The organism is Helicobacter anseris (genome assembly GCF_003364335.1).
In the GTDB taxonomy this organism is placed as follows: Bacteria; Campylobacterota; Campylobacteria; order Campylobacterales; family Helicobacteraceae; genus Helicobacter_H; species Helicobacter_H anseris.
In genome coordinates this window covers 46,376-63,081 of the sequence record NZ_NXLX01000009.1, presented here as the reverse complement: position 1 = coordinate 63,081, position 16,706 = coordinate 46,376, and the positions used below count along the sequence as shown (strand labels likewise).

General features: G+C 32.7%; 15 protein-coding genes. 7 read left to right on the top strand and 8 right to left on the bottom strand.

Annotated elements, in window-relative coordinates; all coding sequences use genetic code 11:
- From CQA57_RS04760 to gap, 8 genes are all read right to left on the bottom strand, one after another.
- The coding region (locus tag CQA57_RS04760; protein ID WP_147288348.1) for a beta strand repeat-containing protein at window positions 1–2,646 on the bottom strand (2,646 nt) is incomplete at its 3' end.
- A 104-nt stretch (window positions 2,647–2,750) separates the two neighbouring features.
- The gene (gene mqnF / locus CQA57_RS04755) at window positions 2,751–3,965 is read right to left on the bottom strand and encodes an aminofutalosine deaminase family hydrolase (protein WP_115579087.1); all 1,215 of its coding nucleotides are present in this window, start codon (window positions 3,963–3,965) and stop codon (window positions 2,751–2,753) included.
- Window positions 3,966–3,967: 2 nt separating this feature from the next.
- A complete protein-coding gene (mscS, locus tag CQA57_RS04750; protein WP_115579086.1) occupies window positions 3,968–4,771 on the bottom strand; it encodes a small-conductance mechanosensitive channel MscS in 804 nt (267 codons plus the stop codon).
- Window positions 4,764–5,975 carry an amidohydrolase family protein gene (locus CQA57_RS04745; protein WP_115579085.1) on the bottom strand — a complete coding sequence of 404 codons (1,212 nt, stop codon included), beginning with the start codon at window positions 5,973–5,975 and terminating at the stop codon, window positions 4,764–4,766. The genes mscS and CQA57_RS04745 overlap by 8 nt, the downstream gene beginning before the upstream one ends.
- 59 nt (window positions 5,976–6,034) lie before the next feature.
- On the bottom strand, window positions 6,035–6,538 hold the full coding sequence (locus tag CQA57_RS04740) for a ferritin (protein ID WP_115579084.1): 504 nt from the start codon (window positions 6,536–6,538) through the stop codon (window positions 6,035–6,037).
- An 85-nt stretch (window positions 6,539–6,623) separates the two neighbouring features.
- The gene (locus CQA57_RS04735; protein WP_115579083.1) at window positions 6,624–7,145 is read right to left on the bottom strand and encodes a hypothetical protein; all 522 of its coding nucleotides are present in this window, start codon (window positions 7,143–7,145) and stop codon (window positions 6,624–6,626) included.
- A 37-nt stretch (window positions 7,146–7,182) separates the two neighbouring features.
- On the bottom strand, window positions 7,183–8,340 hold the full coding sequence (locus CQA57_RS04730; RefSeq protein ID WP_115579082.1) for a DegT/DnrJ/EryC1/StrS family aminotransferase: 1,158 nt from the start codon (window positions 8,338–8,340) through the stop codon (window positions 7,183–7,185).
- A gap of 11 nt (window positions 8,341–8,351) precedes the next feature.
- Complete coding sequence (gap, locus tag CQA57_RS04725; RefSeq protein WP_115579081.1) at window positions 8,352–9,341, bottom strand: type I glyceraldehyde-3-phosphate dehydrogenase; 990 nt, start codon at window positions 9,339–9,341, stop codon at window positions 8,352–8,354.
- 125 nt (window positions 9,342–9,466) lie between these two features.
- On the opposite strand from gap, the gene CQA57_RS04720 reads away from it, so the two are divergent.
- From CQA57_RS04720 to CQA57_RS04690, 7 genes are all read left to right on the top strand, one after another.
- On the top strand, window positions 9,467–10,159 hold the full coding sequence (locus CQA57_RS04720; RefSeq protein ID WP_115579080.1) for a Bax inhibitor-1/YccA family protein: 693 nt from the start codon (window positions 9,467–9,469) through the stop codon (window positions 10,157–10,159).
- Between the two features lie 96 nt (window positions 10,160–10,255).
- Window positions 10,256–13,066: an excinuclease ABC subunit UvrA gene (uvrA, locus tag CQA57_RS04715; protein ID WP_115579079.1), complete on the top strand. Its 2,811-nt coding sequence runs from the start codon at window positions 10,256–10,258 to the stop codon at window positions 13,064–13,066.
- Between the two features lie 27 nt (window positions 13,067–13,093).
- Window positions 13,094–14,854: an HAD-IIIC family phosphatase gene (locus CQA57_RS04710; RefSeq protein WP_115579078.1), complete on the top strand. Its 1,761-nt coding sequence runs from the start codon at window positions 13,094–13,096 to the stop codon at window positions 14,852–14,854.
- Complete coding sequence (locus CQA57_RS04705; RefSeq protein ID WP_115579077.1) at window positions 14,847–15,086, top strand: acyl carrier protein; 240 nt, start codon at window positions 14,847–14,849, stop codon at window positions 15,084–15,086. Before CQA57_RS04710 ends, CQA57_RS04705 begins: the two co-directional genes overlap by 8 nt.
- Before the next feature lies 1 nt (window position 15,087).
- The gene (locus CQA57_RS04700) at window positions 15,088–15,516 is read left to right on the top strand and encodes a MaoC/PaaZ C-terminal domain-containing protein (protein ID WP_115579076.1); all 429 of its coding nucleotides are present in this window, start codon (window positions 15,088–15,090) and stop codon (window positions 15,514–15,516) included.
- Window positions 15,516–16,229: an SDR family NAD(P)-dependent oxidoreductase gene (locus CQA57_RS04695; RefSeq protein WP_115579075.1), complete on the top strand. Its 714-nt coding sequence runs from the start codon at window positions 15,516–15,518 to the stop codon at window positions 16,227–16,229. Before CQA57_RS04700 ends, CQA57_RS04695 begins: the two co-directional genes overlap by 1 nt.
- A gap of 81 nt (window positions 16,230–16,310) precedes the next feature.
- A complete protein-coding gene (locus CQA57_RS04690; RefSeq protein WP_115579074.1) occupies window positions 16,311–16,703 on the top strand; it encodes a DUF1761 domain-containing protein in 393 nt (130 codons plus the stop codon).
- The last annotated feature ends 3 nt before the right edge of the window (window positions 16,704–16,706 follow it).

The following is a 16,706-nucleotide window of genomic DNA, read 5'->3' as shown; positions in this document are numbered from 1 at the left end:
ACCCGCCACTCCATTTTTAAATTCATCAGCTGTTTTTCCATCATTATTACTTGCAAAAATAAGGTTTGTAATTCCACTAGTGCCATAATCAATATCAGCCTCTACATTTACAGGTCCTTGCATTACAAGATTAGCTGTTCCGCCTGTTGTCTTAACAGTATAAACTGGAATTACTCCTGAATTAGTTGCAGAATCTAATCTTAACACTAAGTTTGTAGTTCCACCATTTGTTGTAAGAGTTCCTGAAGAAATACCTTCTAAATTCATAATATTATTACTTACTTTTACTTGACTTGGCATCCATATTTTATTTTCAAAGACAATGTTATTGTTTCCATTGCTATTAGTTGTGATATTACCTGTGAGACTTGATAGAGATTTTAGAGCCGTGATTAAATCTGTTGCACTTAAATCTAAAGTAGTATAAGCTCCACCACTAGGAGTTGATGGGATTGAAGTAGCGGCATTCTTGATAAGAATGTTGTTAGTTCCGCCTCCAGCTGTGATATTACCAGTAATTGAATTAGAACCTGTTCCATTTAGGGTGATGTTATTAGTACCTTTATTTTGAGCTGTGATATTTGCAGTAATATTTCCACTCTCTGTTGCTGTGATAGTATTAGTGCTTTTAGAATTATTATTAGTATATACTGCAGTAATAGAATTTACATCAATTGTTATATTTTTTGCAGTAATAGTATTGGTAGCAACCCATCCTCCACGTGTTTCAATTTTACCATCTTTTTTCGTGATAGTAATATTTCCATTTTCTGCTTTAATAGTGTTTGTTCCAGAATCGTTAGTAATGTTGCTATTGATAGTAATCCCACTATTATTATTTGCATTTGCTGTGATAGTATTAGTTCCGCTACTAGCACTGATATCTCCACTAATTGTTATGGTGTTTGTAACAATATCATTTTTTCCACCTGAAGCACTAATTCCCCCAGAACCTACTTCAACTACTCCGCTAGTAAAATTTATAGTATTGGTGCTTGGTGTTTTGCCAGTTGAGGCAGTAATAGTATTTGTTTTAAGTGTTCCATTGGTTGTTGAAGTAATTACATTTTTATTTGCGCTAGCCCAATTCCCACTAGCTTCAATTTTATCTACATCAATAGTAAGTGTTTGAGCAGAAATAGTATTTGTAGCATTTCCTCCACCATTAACTTGAATTATCATACTGCCATTCAAGTTCTCTGCTTTTTTAATAGTAATATTTCCATTTTCTGCTTTGATAGTGTTTGTTCCAGCATTGTTGGTTATACTACCATTGATAGTAATCTCACTATTATTTGCTGTGATGGTATTAGTTCCACCACTAGCACTAATACCTTTACTGATAGTATTGATAGCAGATGTTTTAGTTTGCCCACTAGAAGTAGCAGTAGTTCCAAAAGTAATGGTATTGGATCCATTTCCTGCAGAAACGGAACCAGTGATAGAATTGGTTGTCCCCCCAAAAGTTAGAATGTTAGTTCCTACCGTAGCATTTACATTTCCTTCAACAGTTCCTGTGCCTGAAAAGCTAACACTATTTTTTGCATTCGATATGGTTCCGCTAGCAAGAATATCCCCTTTAATTTTTTGCCCGCCACTAGCATCTGTAAATTTTACTTCATTAAAACCATTTCTACTATTTCTTCCTCTTGCTTCAATATTGCCTTCCAATGAACCTTTTGCAAAAGTAACATGATTCCCTCTTGTTTCATCTGGAGGTAAATTTGCATATCCTGTTCCATAAGAAGTAATATTTCCTTTCATTACAATATCAGTCGCATTGTTTGCTCCATCAAAAGTTACTTCATTTTTTACAAAGTCATTAGCATCATCTGCTCTTCCAGTTTGGATATTACCAGTGAGTTTAGCCCCGTTATTAAATTTGGCTGTAAGTGTTCCGGCACTAGAAGATCCATTTCCACCAATACCACCAATATTTCCTATCATTTCTTTTTCAAAAGTAGCCGTAAGATTTGCACCATAACCTCTAAGTATAATATTGCCCTTGAAGGTTTCCTTGAATTTTAAATCTGCATTATTGGCACCTCCAGTCACTGTGATATTCCCGGCAAAAGAAGTGTTGCCTGTTTGTGTTTTGCTTAAGTCTAAAACAAAAGTTTTTCCTGTTTGTGAACCAAGATCAACATACAGAGTTCCATTTCCTGTATTTCCTATTTGAATACCTTTTCCACCACCAACACTACTTTGGAATTCTGATCCGACAATAGAAAAATAATTATTATTTGTGGTAATGGTGCCTGTCGCATTACTATCAGTAAAAGCAATAGAAGGATTAGAAGAAGTAGCACTATTAAAATTGATTTTAAGTGTTGTTATGGCAGTTTGATCTTTGGTTGGCAAAAATAATCCTCCACCGATACCAGAAGCTCCACCATTCCAAGAAATCCCAGATACTTTCCATTCTGCTGCACTGCTAGCATCATTACCATAACAAAAAACAGGAGCACCAGAAGTTGAAGTGGTGCTATTACAAGTAGCACTTGCAATATTTGCGCTTAAAAATAAAGCTAAAGAACTAGCAACTAAAGGTTTGAAGAATCTTTTTGAATTATTTGAAGAGAAAGAGGCATTTAAAGAATTATTTATACCCCCCCCCCCTGTTAGTAGTGAAATATTTCTTTTCATGTAATTAACTCCTTTTTTAAAGATTTTAAAAAATAAAGTGCAATGATAATAAAAATAAACTTAAGATTTTCTTATCCCCCCCCCCCTAATTTTTCATTTTTTGTCTAAAATTCTTCCCCATTGATAAAGATTTTTTCTTTTTTCTTTGCGTGTAGGATAAATTGCAAGGCTTCTTGAGAAGAGGCAGTGATATTTGGAATTTCAAAGAGAGTAAAATCCGCATCTTTGTTTTTCTGCAAGATTCCATTATTTAGCTTTAGGGCTTTTGCGGCAAAATTTGTGCTTGAGAGAAGTAGAGTTTTGCTAAGTTCTAGAGGATCTTTTGTGTTATATGCAAAGAGGGTATATCTTAGCTCATCAAGAAAATTTAGATTATTATTAGAGCTTTTGCCATCAGTGGCAATTGAGATTTTTTCTGAGGGTATGGAATCTAGATTGAATATTTTGTTGTTTAAAAGGCGGTTGCTTCTTGGGCAAGAGATGACGCTACCACTTTTGCATATACTTTGTAATTCTTCTTTGTTTGCAAAAAGGCAATGCACAAATAAAGTATCCATTCCTTCAAAAAGTGCAAGGAAATCTTGGATAGTGTAGAGAGATTTGGCATCTTTGAGTTTTAAAGTTTGTTCATAAAAACTTTTAAACCATCCGCTAGATTTTTCTAGCCATTCTCTTTCTTGATGAGATTCTAAAAAATGCACAGAAGTCTTGAGATTTTCTCTTTTGGCAAGCTCAATGACTTTTTTGGCTAGTATGTAATGCACAGAATAGGGGGAATGCAATGCAATTGATGGGATAAATTTTTTAGTAGCTAGTTTTTTTGAGGCTTCTAAGCGCTCTAAAAAATTGCTATATAAAAAATCCACCGCACTAGGATTAGATCCAATGATTTCATTGAAAAATAAGACTTTAAGGGGGCTTTTGGCAAGTTCAATCATATCATCACCATAGCTACTGATAGCTCCTACACTCCCAACCCCGCTTTCTAGCTGTTCTTTTATAGCTTCTTTTATGGCTTGTGTGTTGTCTTGCAAGATAGTATCTCTATTTTGCATAATGCTTGTAAGCCATTTATCAAAGCCACCATAGATAAAAGCTGTTGTATTGTTGCTAAATTCAAAATGAATATGTGGATTGATAAAGCTTGGTAGAAGCACCCTTTGCTCATAAAAGGTTGCATTTTGGTATTTTGAAGCAAGTGTTTGAAAGTCACCCGCTTCTAGGATTTTTTCATTAAATGCTATGGCACCATTTTCTAAAATATCAAAGTTTTCATTGCATAAAAAAACTTTGCTTGCTCCAATTACTTTTGTTTTCATTTTTATTGCTTTATGGTGACATCAAGTTTGTTAAATGGTATTTCAATGCCTTCTTTATCAAGAGCGACTTTGACTTTTTCAATGAGCTCACTTCTGACATTAAAAACACCATTTTCAATTTTTGCCCAGATTCTAATCGTAAAATTTAAAGAGCTAGCACCAAGATCTGTGATACCCACAAATGGCGGGAAATCTTGATCTATTTTGTCCATATTGGCAATGACTTCTTTGATGATATTTCTTACTTTTTCAATATCACTATTATACCCCACTCCACATACCCATTCAATTCTTCTACGCTCGCTATCAGTAGAATTGATGATATTTGCACTGACAATATTGCGATTTGGTAATATTGCAAGCCTATCATCAGCCATTCGAATGGAGGTGTTGAAAAGATTGACCGCTTCTACTTTTCCAGCAATAGAGCCAAGCTCTACAACATCTCCTTTTTTAAAGGGTCTTAATACAATAAGGATAATCCCTCCAGCAATACTTGATAAAGAATCTTTTAGTGCTAAAGCTATGGCTACCCCAGCAGTTCCCACAACTGTGAGTATAGAAGTAGTCTGCACTCCTAGTGTGCCAAGAGTAGTGATGATGGTGATGATGATACAGATAATAAAGCCAAGTTGTGCAAGGAAATTTGCTAGGATTTCATCTTTTTTTGCCAAGATTTTAATGAGTTTGGTTCTCATAAATCTTGCAAAATACCAGCCTATAAGCATAATTGCTATGGCTTTTAGCGCATTGATACCTAATGTTTGAAGCATAGGAAGGTAGGATATGAAGAATTCTTTATTCATAGATTTTGCCCCCTAAAATAGTTTTTTGTATTTTTGAGAAAAGAGTTTGGTTGAAATAAGGAGAATAACTATCTTCACATATAAAGCTAGATTCCAAATCCACAATGATAAGATCTGCGTCAAAATCACAAGCGATTTGACCTTTTTTAAGTTTTAGAAAATCTGCTTGATTTTTTGCACATAACTCAAGAAGTTTTGGCAGTGAAATAATATTTGTTTTAACAAAAAAAGTATAAAGAAGTGAGAAGTAATGATTGATGATATCAACTCCACAGCTTGCAAGCTCAAAAACTTCATCTTTTTGGGAGTTATAAGTGGCATTTTGCAGACTTGTGAGACATTTTATCTCGCCTTGTTGCAATTTTTTAATAAGGCTTTCTTGATTTTCTTTGCTTTTTAGCGGAGGGAACATTTTTGCTTTTGTCGCATAGTTTTCATAGGAACTCTCATTGAGTATGAGGTGATGGATAGGAGTTTGAGTGGTAATATCTGCCCCCTTGCTATTAAAAAATGTAACATATTCAAAAGCATTAGTTAGTGTGAGAAGCATTTTGTTTTTTGTATTCGCACTAATGGCACACATTCTAATAATTTCTTTTTCCCATGCAATTGGTGGAATACTAGGTAATCCAAGTCTTGTAGCCAAGATTCCCTCATCAATTACTCCTTGTGCAAGTTCTGTATCATAAGGAATGCTAATAAATGGTATATCTAGCATATTTGCATAATGTGTGAGTGTGAGGAGATTCTGACCTTCTAAAAGTTGGCTATGAATATGAATGGCACTGCCTCCAAGATTTTTCAAAGAAGCAATATTAGAAATTTTATTATTAGAATCAAAGGGATATATGCTTGAGAAAATATTTTGGGGTAATGTGTGATTGATAAGATTGGCAAGTTCTATGATGGATTCTGTGTTTGTTTTTGGATTACAATCTGCATAAAGTAAAATGCTTCCCACACCCCCACCAAAGCACTTTTTTGAAAGTGTTTGTAAGGTTTGGCTAGATAGGGTTTTGTTTTTTGGATAAATCCCTAGATCAATTAAGGCAGGAAAGATAAATTTATCTTTACAATCAATTACAATTTCATTTTCTTCTTGGGAGAGAGTAGTGTTTATATGAGTGATTTTATCATCTTTGATTCGTATGTCAGCTTTTTTTATACCAGAGTAATCGCAAATAGTGCCATTGATAAGTAGCATAGTAGAATCCCTTTTTTGGCTGAGATTCTACTATAAGTTTTTTTAAAGTATTGTTAAAGTTATTTGCTTCTTGATAGAGCAATGCTTTTGATGTATTCATCAGCAAGATAAAGACCATTGCCCTCATTCCCAATAAGGCGTATTTTATCTAGAATGCCTCTAAAGAGAGCTTCTTCTTCATGTTGTTCTGAAACATACCATTGTAAGAAATTGAATGTTGAAAAATCTTTATTTGAGAATACAAAATCAACAAGATTATTGATGGATTTTGTGATTTCTTGCTCATGCTTAAAAGTTTCTTCAAACACCTCTAAGAGATTCTTAAAATCTGTCTTTGGTGCAGGAATGGAAGTAAGCTCTACTTTAGAATCTGTTTCATTAAGATAAGTAATAAGTTTTTTTGCATGATCGCTTTCTTCTCCTGCGTGATTAAATAAAAACTTTCCAGCACCATCAAAGCTGTGTTCATAGCACCAAGAACTCATACTAAGATAGAGGTTTGCTGCATACATTTCTTTATTGACTTGTTGGTTGAGTAGTTTGATTGTTTCTTGTGATAGCATTTTTGCTCCTTATTAAATTTTGCAATTCAAACTATAAAGAAAAAATGTAAATATTTTTTCATTTTTAGATAAAAATGAGAATAAATCATCTCATACTATTTATGGCTTGTAAATATGCACGCTTGATTGCCTCTTGCAAAAGCTTTTGTTTGTCTTTATCTGTGATTTGCGCATTTTGTCCAATACCTAAAATTTTCTTTCCATTGATTTGCAGTGCTTGTTCGCTATTGAAGATTCTAGAGGAGCGATCTTTTTTAAGGGTAAGGGTGATTTTTACCTTTGCTATGTTTTCTTGAGCAACAGAGGTGATATTTTCTTTGCTTTGAGCACTAAGGCTACTTGAATAGGTAATATCAAGATCATAAGCATCATCATTTTGGCTAATTGCAATACATGCATCTTCCATCAGTGTTTTTAGAGTATCTAACACTTCCTCTTCTTTGATTTGTAAATCATTTTCTTGAACATGGATATTTGGGGTTTTGATTAAGACATACGGGGTTTGGCATTTTTGGCTTTGTGCTTTTGATTCTTCAAAATTTAAAACACCACAACCTGAAAGCATAAGTGCTGAAATGCAAGAGAAAAGAAAAATTTTAAGTTTCATTGAAAAATCCTTTATGTGAGTTTGTAAAATGAGATGATTACTCATTTGAGTTTGAAATATAATTTTGACAAAACTCTTTGATTTTTTGAGCAATAAAAATCACTTGTTCTTCTTGAATATGAATTCCCATTGGCAAGGAGAGGATATTTTCATCCCAATTTGTGGCATTTGGTAGAGAATGAATGATGGTGTGTATATGAAATTTAATTTCTTTAATTTTTGCTAGGTTTTGCGGATAGTGAATATGGGTTTCTATGCCATTTTTAGCAAGGAATTCTTTTAAGAGATGGCGTTTATTTTCTAATTCTTTATGCAGTCTTATGACATAAAGGTGCCATACACATTGGTATGAATGCATAGGGATTTCTGGCAATAGGATTTGTGGTATATCTTTTAAATGTTTTTGATAGAGTGTGGCAATATGTTGGCGGTGTGCATTGTGAGAATCTAAGTCTTGAAGTTTGAGGTTTAAGAATGCAGCTTGTAGATTATCCAAGCGTGAGTTTCTTCCAATAAAAGAGATTTTTTCTTGAGAATGATTTGCGTGATTTGCAATATTTCTAGCACGAGATAGTAGGGTTATATTGTTGCTTACAATGCAACCTGCATCTCCGATTGCTCCTAAATTTTTGCTTGGATAAAAACTAAAGGTTCCGATATCTCCAATAGTCCCTGCAAAAGATATGGTGTTGTTGATTTTGATTCTTGCGCCATGAGCCTGTGAGCAATCCTCTATAAGTGCTAGATGATGTTCTTGTGCAATTTGTGCAATTTTGGTGATATCGCAGATACGACCATATAAATGCACTACAATAATTGCAGAAGTAAAGGGTGTAATTGCATTTAGTAATGTGCTTGGTTTGATATTGTAGTTTTCATCACAATCAACAATTACTGCTTTATGACCCGTATTTAAAATTGCTTCACAAGAGGCTTTAAAAGTATTTGCAGGGACGATAATCTGACTGCCTTTAGGAAGGTTTAGGGATTTGATGGCAATTTCTAGTGCATCTGTTCCATTTGCAACTCCTACACAGCCTGCTACATTGAGATATTTTGCAAAATTTTGCTCAAAAGTATTGCAGTATTCTCCACCTATAAATGCACTTGATTGTAAGATTTTTTGCATTATTTCACAGAAGCGTTCAAAATAAGGTGCGTTGAGTGCTGAGAGGTCTAAAAATTTAATATCCATAAACTATAACCTTAGGACATGATGTATTTTGCAAGTTCAACGATTCTATTAGAATATCCCCATTCATTGTCATACCATGCCATAACTTTTAAAAAGTTATCTATATTAAAGCTTAAATCTTTTGCAATAATGCAACTATGAGGATTTCCCATAAAATCAGTGCTTACACCAAATTTTTCATCGATATCCAAGATTCCTTTCAAGCTTGTATTTTTATAATTTTCAAAAAGCATATGGATTTCATCAATTGATGGAGATTTGTTGAGATTGATATTTAAATCTAGCATTGAAACATTGCAAACAGGCACTCTGATGCTATGTCCATGAAGTTTATCTTTTAAGTTTGGTAGCACCCTGTGTAAATTTTTTGCAGCACCTGTTGTTGTGGGGATGATATTAGTAGCAGCGGCTCTAGATCTTCTTTTATCGCTTCTATGAGCACTATCTAAAAGATTTTGATCATTGGTGTAGCTATGGATTGTGATGATGTTTCCTGATAGTATCCCAAAATGTTCATTTAATATGTGGCAAATGGGTGCAAGGCAGTTTGTGGTGCAAGAACCATTAGAGATTATAGGTTCATTGTTGTATTTTGTGTGATTTACCCCTAAAACAAATGTTGGCATAGAATCTAGACTTGGTGCAGAAAGAATGACTTTCTTTACTCCTTTTTGTAGATGGTGTGTAAGCTGGTTTTCTAAAAGAAATTTTCCAGAAGATTCTATTACGACATCCGCATCGCTAAAATCCAACTTATCAGGATTGCTTTCGTTGAATGTGTATATTTCTTGATTTTCTATAGAGAGTTTTTGATTTTCAAAAACAATTTTTTTTGGGAAGGCTTTATGAGTGCTATCGTGCTCTAGGAGATAAGAGAGAATATCCCAAGAGCTTGGATCGTTGATGGCAATTAGTTGCATATCATCTCGCAAACTAATCACTCTTGCAATACTTCTGCCAAGTCTTCCAAAACCATTGATAGCAATTTTAATTTTTTTCATCGTTGTAGCCAGCTATTAAATTTTGCCATAATTATAGCTCACACAAAAGAGGTTTAATAGTTTATTAACACATTTTTTGTAGTATTTCAGCTCAAAACCAAATTTTGAAAATTAGGAGCAAAATCATGGGTTTATACGATAGACAACAAACAAGAGCATATTCTCAAGAAAGAGTTTTTGAAAGCGAAAGCTCATTGGTAAGTTTTGTAAAAACTACTTATAAGTTTTTTGCAGGTAGCTTATTGTTTGCAACTCTTGGTGCATTATTAGGTTTAATGAATTTTGGAATAGTAATGCAAAATAAGTGGGTGTTTTTTATTGCTGAGATTGTTGCATTCTTTGGTTTAATGTTTTCAAAAGGAAAGCCTGGATTGAATGTTGCCTTACTCTTTGTATTTACTACGCTTAGCGGTGTTACTCTAGTTCCTTTATTGGGATCTGTGATTGCAACAAGTGGTTTAAGTGCTGTTTGGCAAGCTCTTGGTATGACAACTATTATTTTTGGTGTGATGAGTATTTATGCGCTCAAAACGACAAAAGATCTTGCAAATATGGGTAAAATGCTCTTTATTGCATTGATTGTTGTAGTAGTTTGTTCACTTGTTAATATTTTTCTAGGTTCTCCTATGATGCAAGTGCTAATTGCTGGTGCTTGTGCAATTTTATTTAGTTTGTTTGTAGCGTATGATACGCAAAATATGGTAAGAGGTTTATATGATAGCCCTGTAGATGCTGCAGTTAGTCTTTATCTTGATTTCTTAAATATTTTTGTAAGTATTTTGCAGCTTATTGGAATCTTCAATAATAGAAATGATTAAAAAATATGTTCATCCTTGCAATAAAAGTAAGGATGAAATCCTTCACAAACACTTTTTCTACAAATTATAGTAATATCCATCAAATAAGGTTTTTTTATGCTTGATATGATAAAAATTTTTGGTGCAAAAGAAAATAATCTAAAAAATATTGATATTGAAATTCCAAAAAATAAGCTCATAGTTTTTACGGGATTAAGCGGTAGTGGGAAGAGTACTTTAGCATTTGATACTTTGTATGCAGAAGGTCAAAGACGCTATATTGAATCTTTATCAAGCTATGCTAGGCAGTTTTTGGATAAAGTAGGAAAACCTAATGTTGATAAGATTGAAGGGCTTACTCCAGCAATAGCAATTGATCAAAAGACAACTTCTAAAAATCCAAGATCTACAGTTGGCACCATTACAGAAATTTATGATTATTTGAGATTGTTGTATGCTAGAGTAGGGAATCAACATTGCCATTTATGCGGTAAGCCAATCTCACAGATGAGTCAAACAGATATTATCAATGAAGTTTTAAAGCTACCTTTAGATTCTAAACTTATGATATTAGCTCCACTAGTAAAAGAAAAAAAAGGAAGTTTTGCAGATAAGCTTGAAGCATTGCGTCAAAAGGGATATGTGAGAGCTTATATCAATGGTGTATTGACACGACTTGATGAGGATATAGAATTATCCAAGACAAAAAAACACACAATAAAAGCAGTGATTGATCGTGTAGTTTTAAATGAAGAAAATAAAACGCGTATAGCTCAAGGCATTGAAAAAGCCCTAAAGGAATCTTTTGGAGAAGTAGAGATTGAAATTTTAGGAGATGAAAGTAAAATTATTCATTATAGTGAGCATCTTGCTTGTTTTGATTGTAAGGTGAGTTTTGAGACATTAGAGCCTTTAAGTTTTTCTTTTAATTCTCCTAAGGGCGCGTGTGAGGATTGTGGTGGATTGGGTAGTAAATATAGTATTGATATCAAGAAAATATTAGATAAATCTCTTCCACTTAATAAGGGTGGAATCAAAGTTATTTTTGGCTTTAATAGAAATTATTATGCAGAATTATTTTCTGGTTTTTGCAAAGCAAACAAGATTGATATGAATAAAAGTTTTGAGCAATTGAGTGAGCAAGATCAAAAATCATTGTTATATGGTAGTGGAGTTGATGTTGAGTTTATGTGGAAAAACTCAATGCTAAAGCGTCCTTGGAAGGGAATCTTGCAAATTGCTTATGATATGTTTAAAGATGAAAAAGATTTAAATGATTATATGAGTGAAAAATCTTGCTCTTCTTGTAAGGGGCATCGTTTAAAGCCACAATCTTTATCCGTAAGAGTTGGTGGAAAAGGAATTGGTGATATTATTGATATGTCAATAGAAGAAGCATATCATTTTTTTATAGATGAAAATAATTTTAGTTATTTGAATGCACAACAGCAATTTATTGCCACTAGTATTTTTAAAGAAATTAAAGAAAGATTGTTTTTTCTTTATGATGTAGGATTGGGATATTTGAGTTTAGGTAGAGATGCGCGAACTATTAGTGGTGGAGAAAGTCAAAGGATTCGTATTGCAAGTCAAATAGGTAGTGGATTAACAGGGGTGATGTATGTGCTTGATGAGCCAAGTATTGGTTTGCATGAGAGGGATACCTTAAAGCTTATAAAGACATTAAGAAGTTTGCAACAAAAAGGTAATAGTGTTATTGTAGTAGAGCATGATCGCGAAACAATAAAAAATGCAGATTTTATAGTAGATATTGGTCCTGGTGCTGGTAAGAATGGCGGAGAAATTGTGTTTAGTGGAGATGTGCAATCGATGCTCAAATCTCAAACACAAACTGCACAATATATCAATCGTAAAAAAGAAATAAATTATCCGCATCAAAGAAAAAAAGAGCATTTTTTGGAGATAAAAAATGTTTGTATCAATAATATTAAGAATCTTGATGTAAAGATTCCCCTTTCAAATTTTGTTTGTGTTACTGGTGTTAGTGGGAGCGGAAAAAGCTCTTTGATATTACAAACTCTATTGCCTGTAGCTCAAGAACTTTTAAATCATGCGCGTAAGATAAAAAAATGTGATGGAGTAGAGATAGAGGGATTGGAGTTTTTGGATAAGGTGATTTATCTTGATCAAACTCCTATTGGTAGAACTCCAAGAAGTAATCCTGCGACTTATACAGGGGTGATGGATGATATTAGGCAGCTTTTTAGTGAAGTTAAGGAAGCAAAAATTTTAGGGTATGGTATTGGTAGATTTAGTTTTAATGTAAAGGGAGGTAGATGTGAAAAGTGTCAAGGAGAAGGAGAGATAAAAATAGAGATGCATTTTTTACCTGATGTAATGGTAAAGTGTGATGTTTGTAATGGTGCAAAATATAATGAGCAAACCTTGGAGATTAAATATAAGGGTAAATCCATAGCTGATGTCTTGGCAATGAGTGTTGATGAGGCTTTGGAATTTTTTGCAAAGATTCCAAAGATTGCTTCAAAACTAAAAACACTTCAAGATGTAGGACTTGGATATATCACCCTGGGACAAAACGCAGTTACTTTAAGTGGTGGTGAGGCACAAAGAATCAAGCTTAGCAAGGAACTAAGTCGTAAAGATACTGGTAAAACACTCTATGTATTAGATGAGCCTACTACAGGACTTCATTTTGCAGATGTGGATAGACTTACTAAAGTTTTGCATTCGTTAGTGGATTTAGGTAATTCAGTTATTGTGATTGAACATAATCTTGATATGATTAAGAATGCTGATTATATTATTGATATTGGCCCTGAGGGTGGTAGTAAGGGTGGTAAATTGGTGGATTGTGGTAGTGTAGAAAAAATCGCAAGAGATTATAAGATAACAGGAAGTTACACTGGGCAGTATTTAGCAAAAGAATTAGAAGAGATGAAGAAGTGAGTATCCTATTTGTATTGGTGGTGAAAAATGCAATTTAGTTTTCCTTTGGATTATGATTTTATTTTAAGAAAAAAGCGAAGTTTAAAAAGAGAATTATTAAACAAAGATCTTAATTTTTTAAAAAAAAGAATAGCAATTCTAGGTGGCTCTACAACTGCAGAAATTAAAGACATATTAGAAATTTTTTTACTAGATTTAGGAATTCTTCCTACATTTTATGAATCAGAATTTAATAAGTATTATGAAGACGCAGTTTTTGGAAATGAAGAACTTAATGATTTTAAGCCAGATTTGATTTATATCCACACAAGTTTTGTAAATTTAAAATTACCTATTTTAAATTTACAAAATATGCAAAAATCTTTAGATGATGAAATATCTAAAATTAAAGAGATTTGGAAGTCTTTGGAGCGATTTAATTGTTGTATCATACAAAATAATTTTGAGTTGCCAAACACTAGATTACTAGGCAATCTTGATGGATTACAAGGAAGAGTATTTTTTATTAGAGAGTTAAACTATAAAATTTCTCAGTTAATGCAATCATCATCAAATATATTTTTGCATGATATAAATTATTTAAGCGCGATGATTGGTATTGAAAAATGGTTTGATAAAAAGCTTTTTTATCAGGCAAAATATGCAATGAGTATGGAAGGTATTGTTGAATTATCTTTTAGTCTTTCACACCTTATTGGTGCAATTTTTGGTAAAAGCAAAAAGGCATTGGTGCTTGATTTGGATAATACCTGTTGGGGTGGTGTAATTGGTGATGATGGTATTGGTGGAATTGCTATAGGAGATGAGACGGCTCTAGGTGAAAGTTATAGTGCGTTTCAACAATATGTGTTAGAGCTAAAGCAACGAGGCATTATCCTATCAGTCTGCTCTAAAAATGAATTTAATAATGCAAAAGAAGGATTTTCTCATCCAAGAAGCGTTTTAAAGTATGATGATTTTGCTTGTTTTATTGCAAATTGGGAATTGAAAAATCAAAATATTCAAACAATTGCTAAAAATTTAAATATAGGGGAAGATAGTTTAGTTTTCATTGATGATAATCCAAGTGAAAGAGAAGTGGTATCTTTGACACTTCCTCAAGTGGCTGTTCCTAATGTTGGAAGTGATGTTATTGATTTTATAGCTCATATTGATAGAAATTATTATTTTGAAACCATTGGAATTTCATCTGATGATTTAGAGAGAAGTGCTTATTATCTTCAAAATTCAAAGAGACAAATGGAACAAAGTAGCTTTAAAGATTATTCGGATTTTTTAAAATCTCTACAAATGAAAGCAGAGATTCTTCCTTTTTCAGCTATCTATTTAGATCGTATCACACAGTTAATTAACAAGACAAACCAATTTAATTGCACTACTAAGCGTTATGATTTAGCAAGTATAGAACAAATAAGTAAGAGTGATGAATATATTACACTTTATGGAAAATTGATAGATAAATATGGGGATAATGGACTAATTGCTATTAGTATTGGAAGATTAGAAAAAGATGTGTGTCATATTGATTTGTGGTTGATGAGTTGTAGAGTGTTAAAGAGAAATATGGAATATGCCATGTTGGATGAGTTTATTAGAATCGCAAAAACAAAAGAAGCAAGAAAGATTATAGGATATTATATAAAAAGTGCAAAAAATAACATGGTTGCACGGCTTTATGGTGACTTTGGTTTTAAACTTATTGAAGAGGATGAAAATGGGAGTATTTGGGAATTGGATATTGTAGAATATAAAAATAAAAATTTATTGATAGGAGTGAATTGTGGATAAAGGTGTAATACAAGAAAAAATACAAGAGATTTTTAGAGATGTTTTTGACATGCAAGAATTAGTCATTTGTAGAGAAACAACAGCAAGTGATATTCAGGAATGGGATTCTTTGATGCATATTAGCTTGGTAAGTGCGATAGAGAAATACTTCAAAGTTAAATTTGCTTTAGGAGAATTGCAAGATTTGAAAAATGTTGGGGATATGATAGATTTAGTATCTACCAAGATTTGATATGAAATCCTATAAATTTCAAGATTTAAGCATTGGGCAAAAGGAAAGTTTTGAAGTTACCTTGGAACAAAGGCATATGGATTTATTTTTGCAAGTTTCAGAAGATACAAATCCTTTGCATACTAATTTGGAATATGCAAAGGGTTGTGGATTTGAGAATTTGGTGGCTTATGGATTATTGACGACGAGTTTCTACTCAAAATTGATTGGGGTTTATTTGCCTGGAAAATATAGTTTGTTACACGGAGTAGATGTATCTTTTTTAAAACCTGTTTTTGTAGGAGATAAATTGTTGGTTGAGGGTAAGATTGATTATATCAATGAGGCATATAGACAGATTGAAATACAGGCCAATATTTTTAAAGAATCTGGGGGGGGGGGATATATTAGAGTTTCAAAAGCAAAAATAAAGGTAGGGGTGTTACAGTAATGCATCGGAATATTGTATTGATTATAGGGGCAAGTTCTGATATAGGAGTGGGGTTAATTGAAGAATTGCAAAAAGATTCTTTGGTTTTAGCACATTTTAATCAAGGGGTTATACAAGAAGGTGCTAATATAGTGCCTTTGCAATGTGATTTAAATAATCAAGGTGCTATAGAAAAATTTATTCAAAGAGTTCTTGAAATAGGCATTCCAAATAAAATAGTATTTTTAGCATCTGCAAAAGTTGCAGTTACTAGATTTCAGGATATGCAATGGGAGGATTTTGAGCAAAATTTTAGTATCGGATTGAAATCAACTTTTTTGCTCTTAAAGACTTTTTTACCATTGCTTAAAAAAGACAAAGAGAGGCAAAAAAAGATTGTTTTTATGCTCTCAAGTTCTGTCTGTGGAGAGCCTCCAATGGGAATGAGTGCTTATGTAAGCATGAAATACGCATTATTAGGACTTATGAAGTCTTTGGTGAGTGAATATAAAGCATTTGATATTCAAATCAATGCAATTTCCCCTTCAATGATAGAGACAAAATTTTTAGAAAACATAGATTCAAGAATTGTTGAATTAAATGCATTAAATCATCCATTAAAGAGAAATGCTACAACAAAGGATGTTTTACCTATTATTATGATGTTGCTTAGTCAAGAAAGTAATTACCTCAATGGTGTGAATATTCCTATAACTGGTGGAAGTGTCTTTTAGCCAATGAGAGATATTTGGGAATATCTATGTAAAAAATTGTAAGATTTCATGATCCATTTTTTAGAAAAATAAAGGAATATTATGTTAGAAATATTGTTGATTACTTTAATTTCATTCTTCTTGGGAGGATTGTGGTTTTCTCCAAAGCTTTTTGGGAATATTTGGATGAGAGGTATTGATAGAGAGATTATAAAAAATCATCAAGATTCTAAAAACAAACTTTTATTTTTATTGTTGATTAACATTACAATAAGTTTTATAAAAACGCTATGTGCGTGGTATATTTTTAAGAATGCTAATGATTTATTTCAATATGGAATTTTTTGTTTTATTTTCATTTTCTTAATCTCTAGTGTGCATATTCAAAATCTCTACTTTGCAAAAAGAAGCTTATATGCTGTTGGTGTTGAGTGGAGCTATCAAGCATTAGATAGTGTGATTATTTTTGCTTTAATAACTCTTTTGGCAAGATAATGA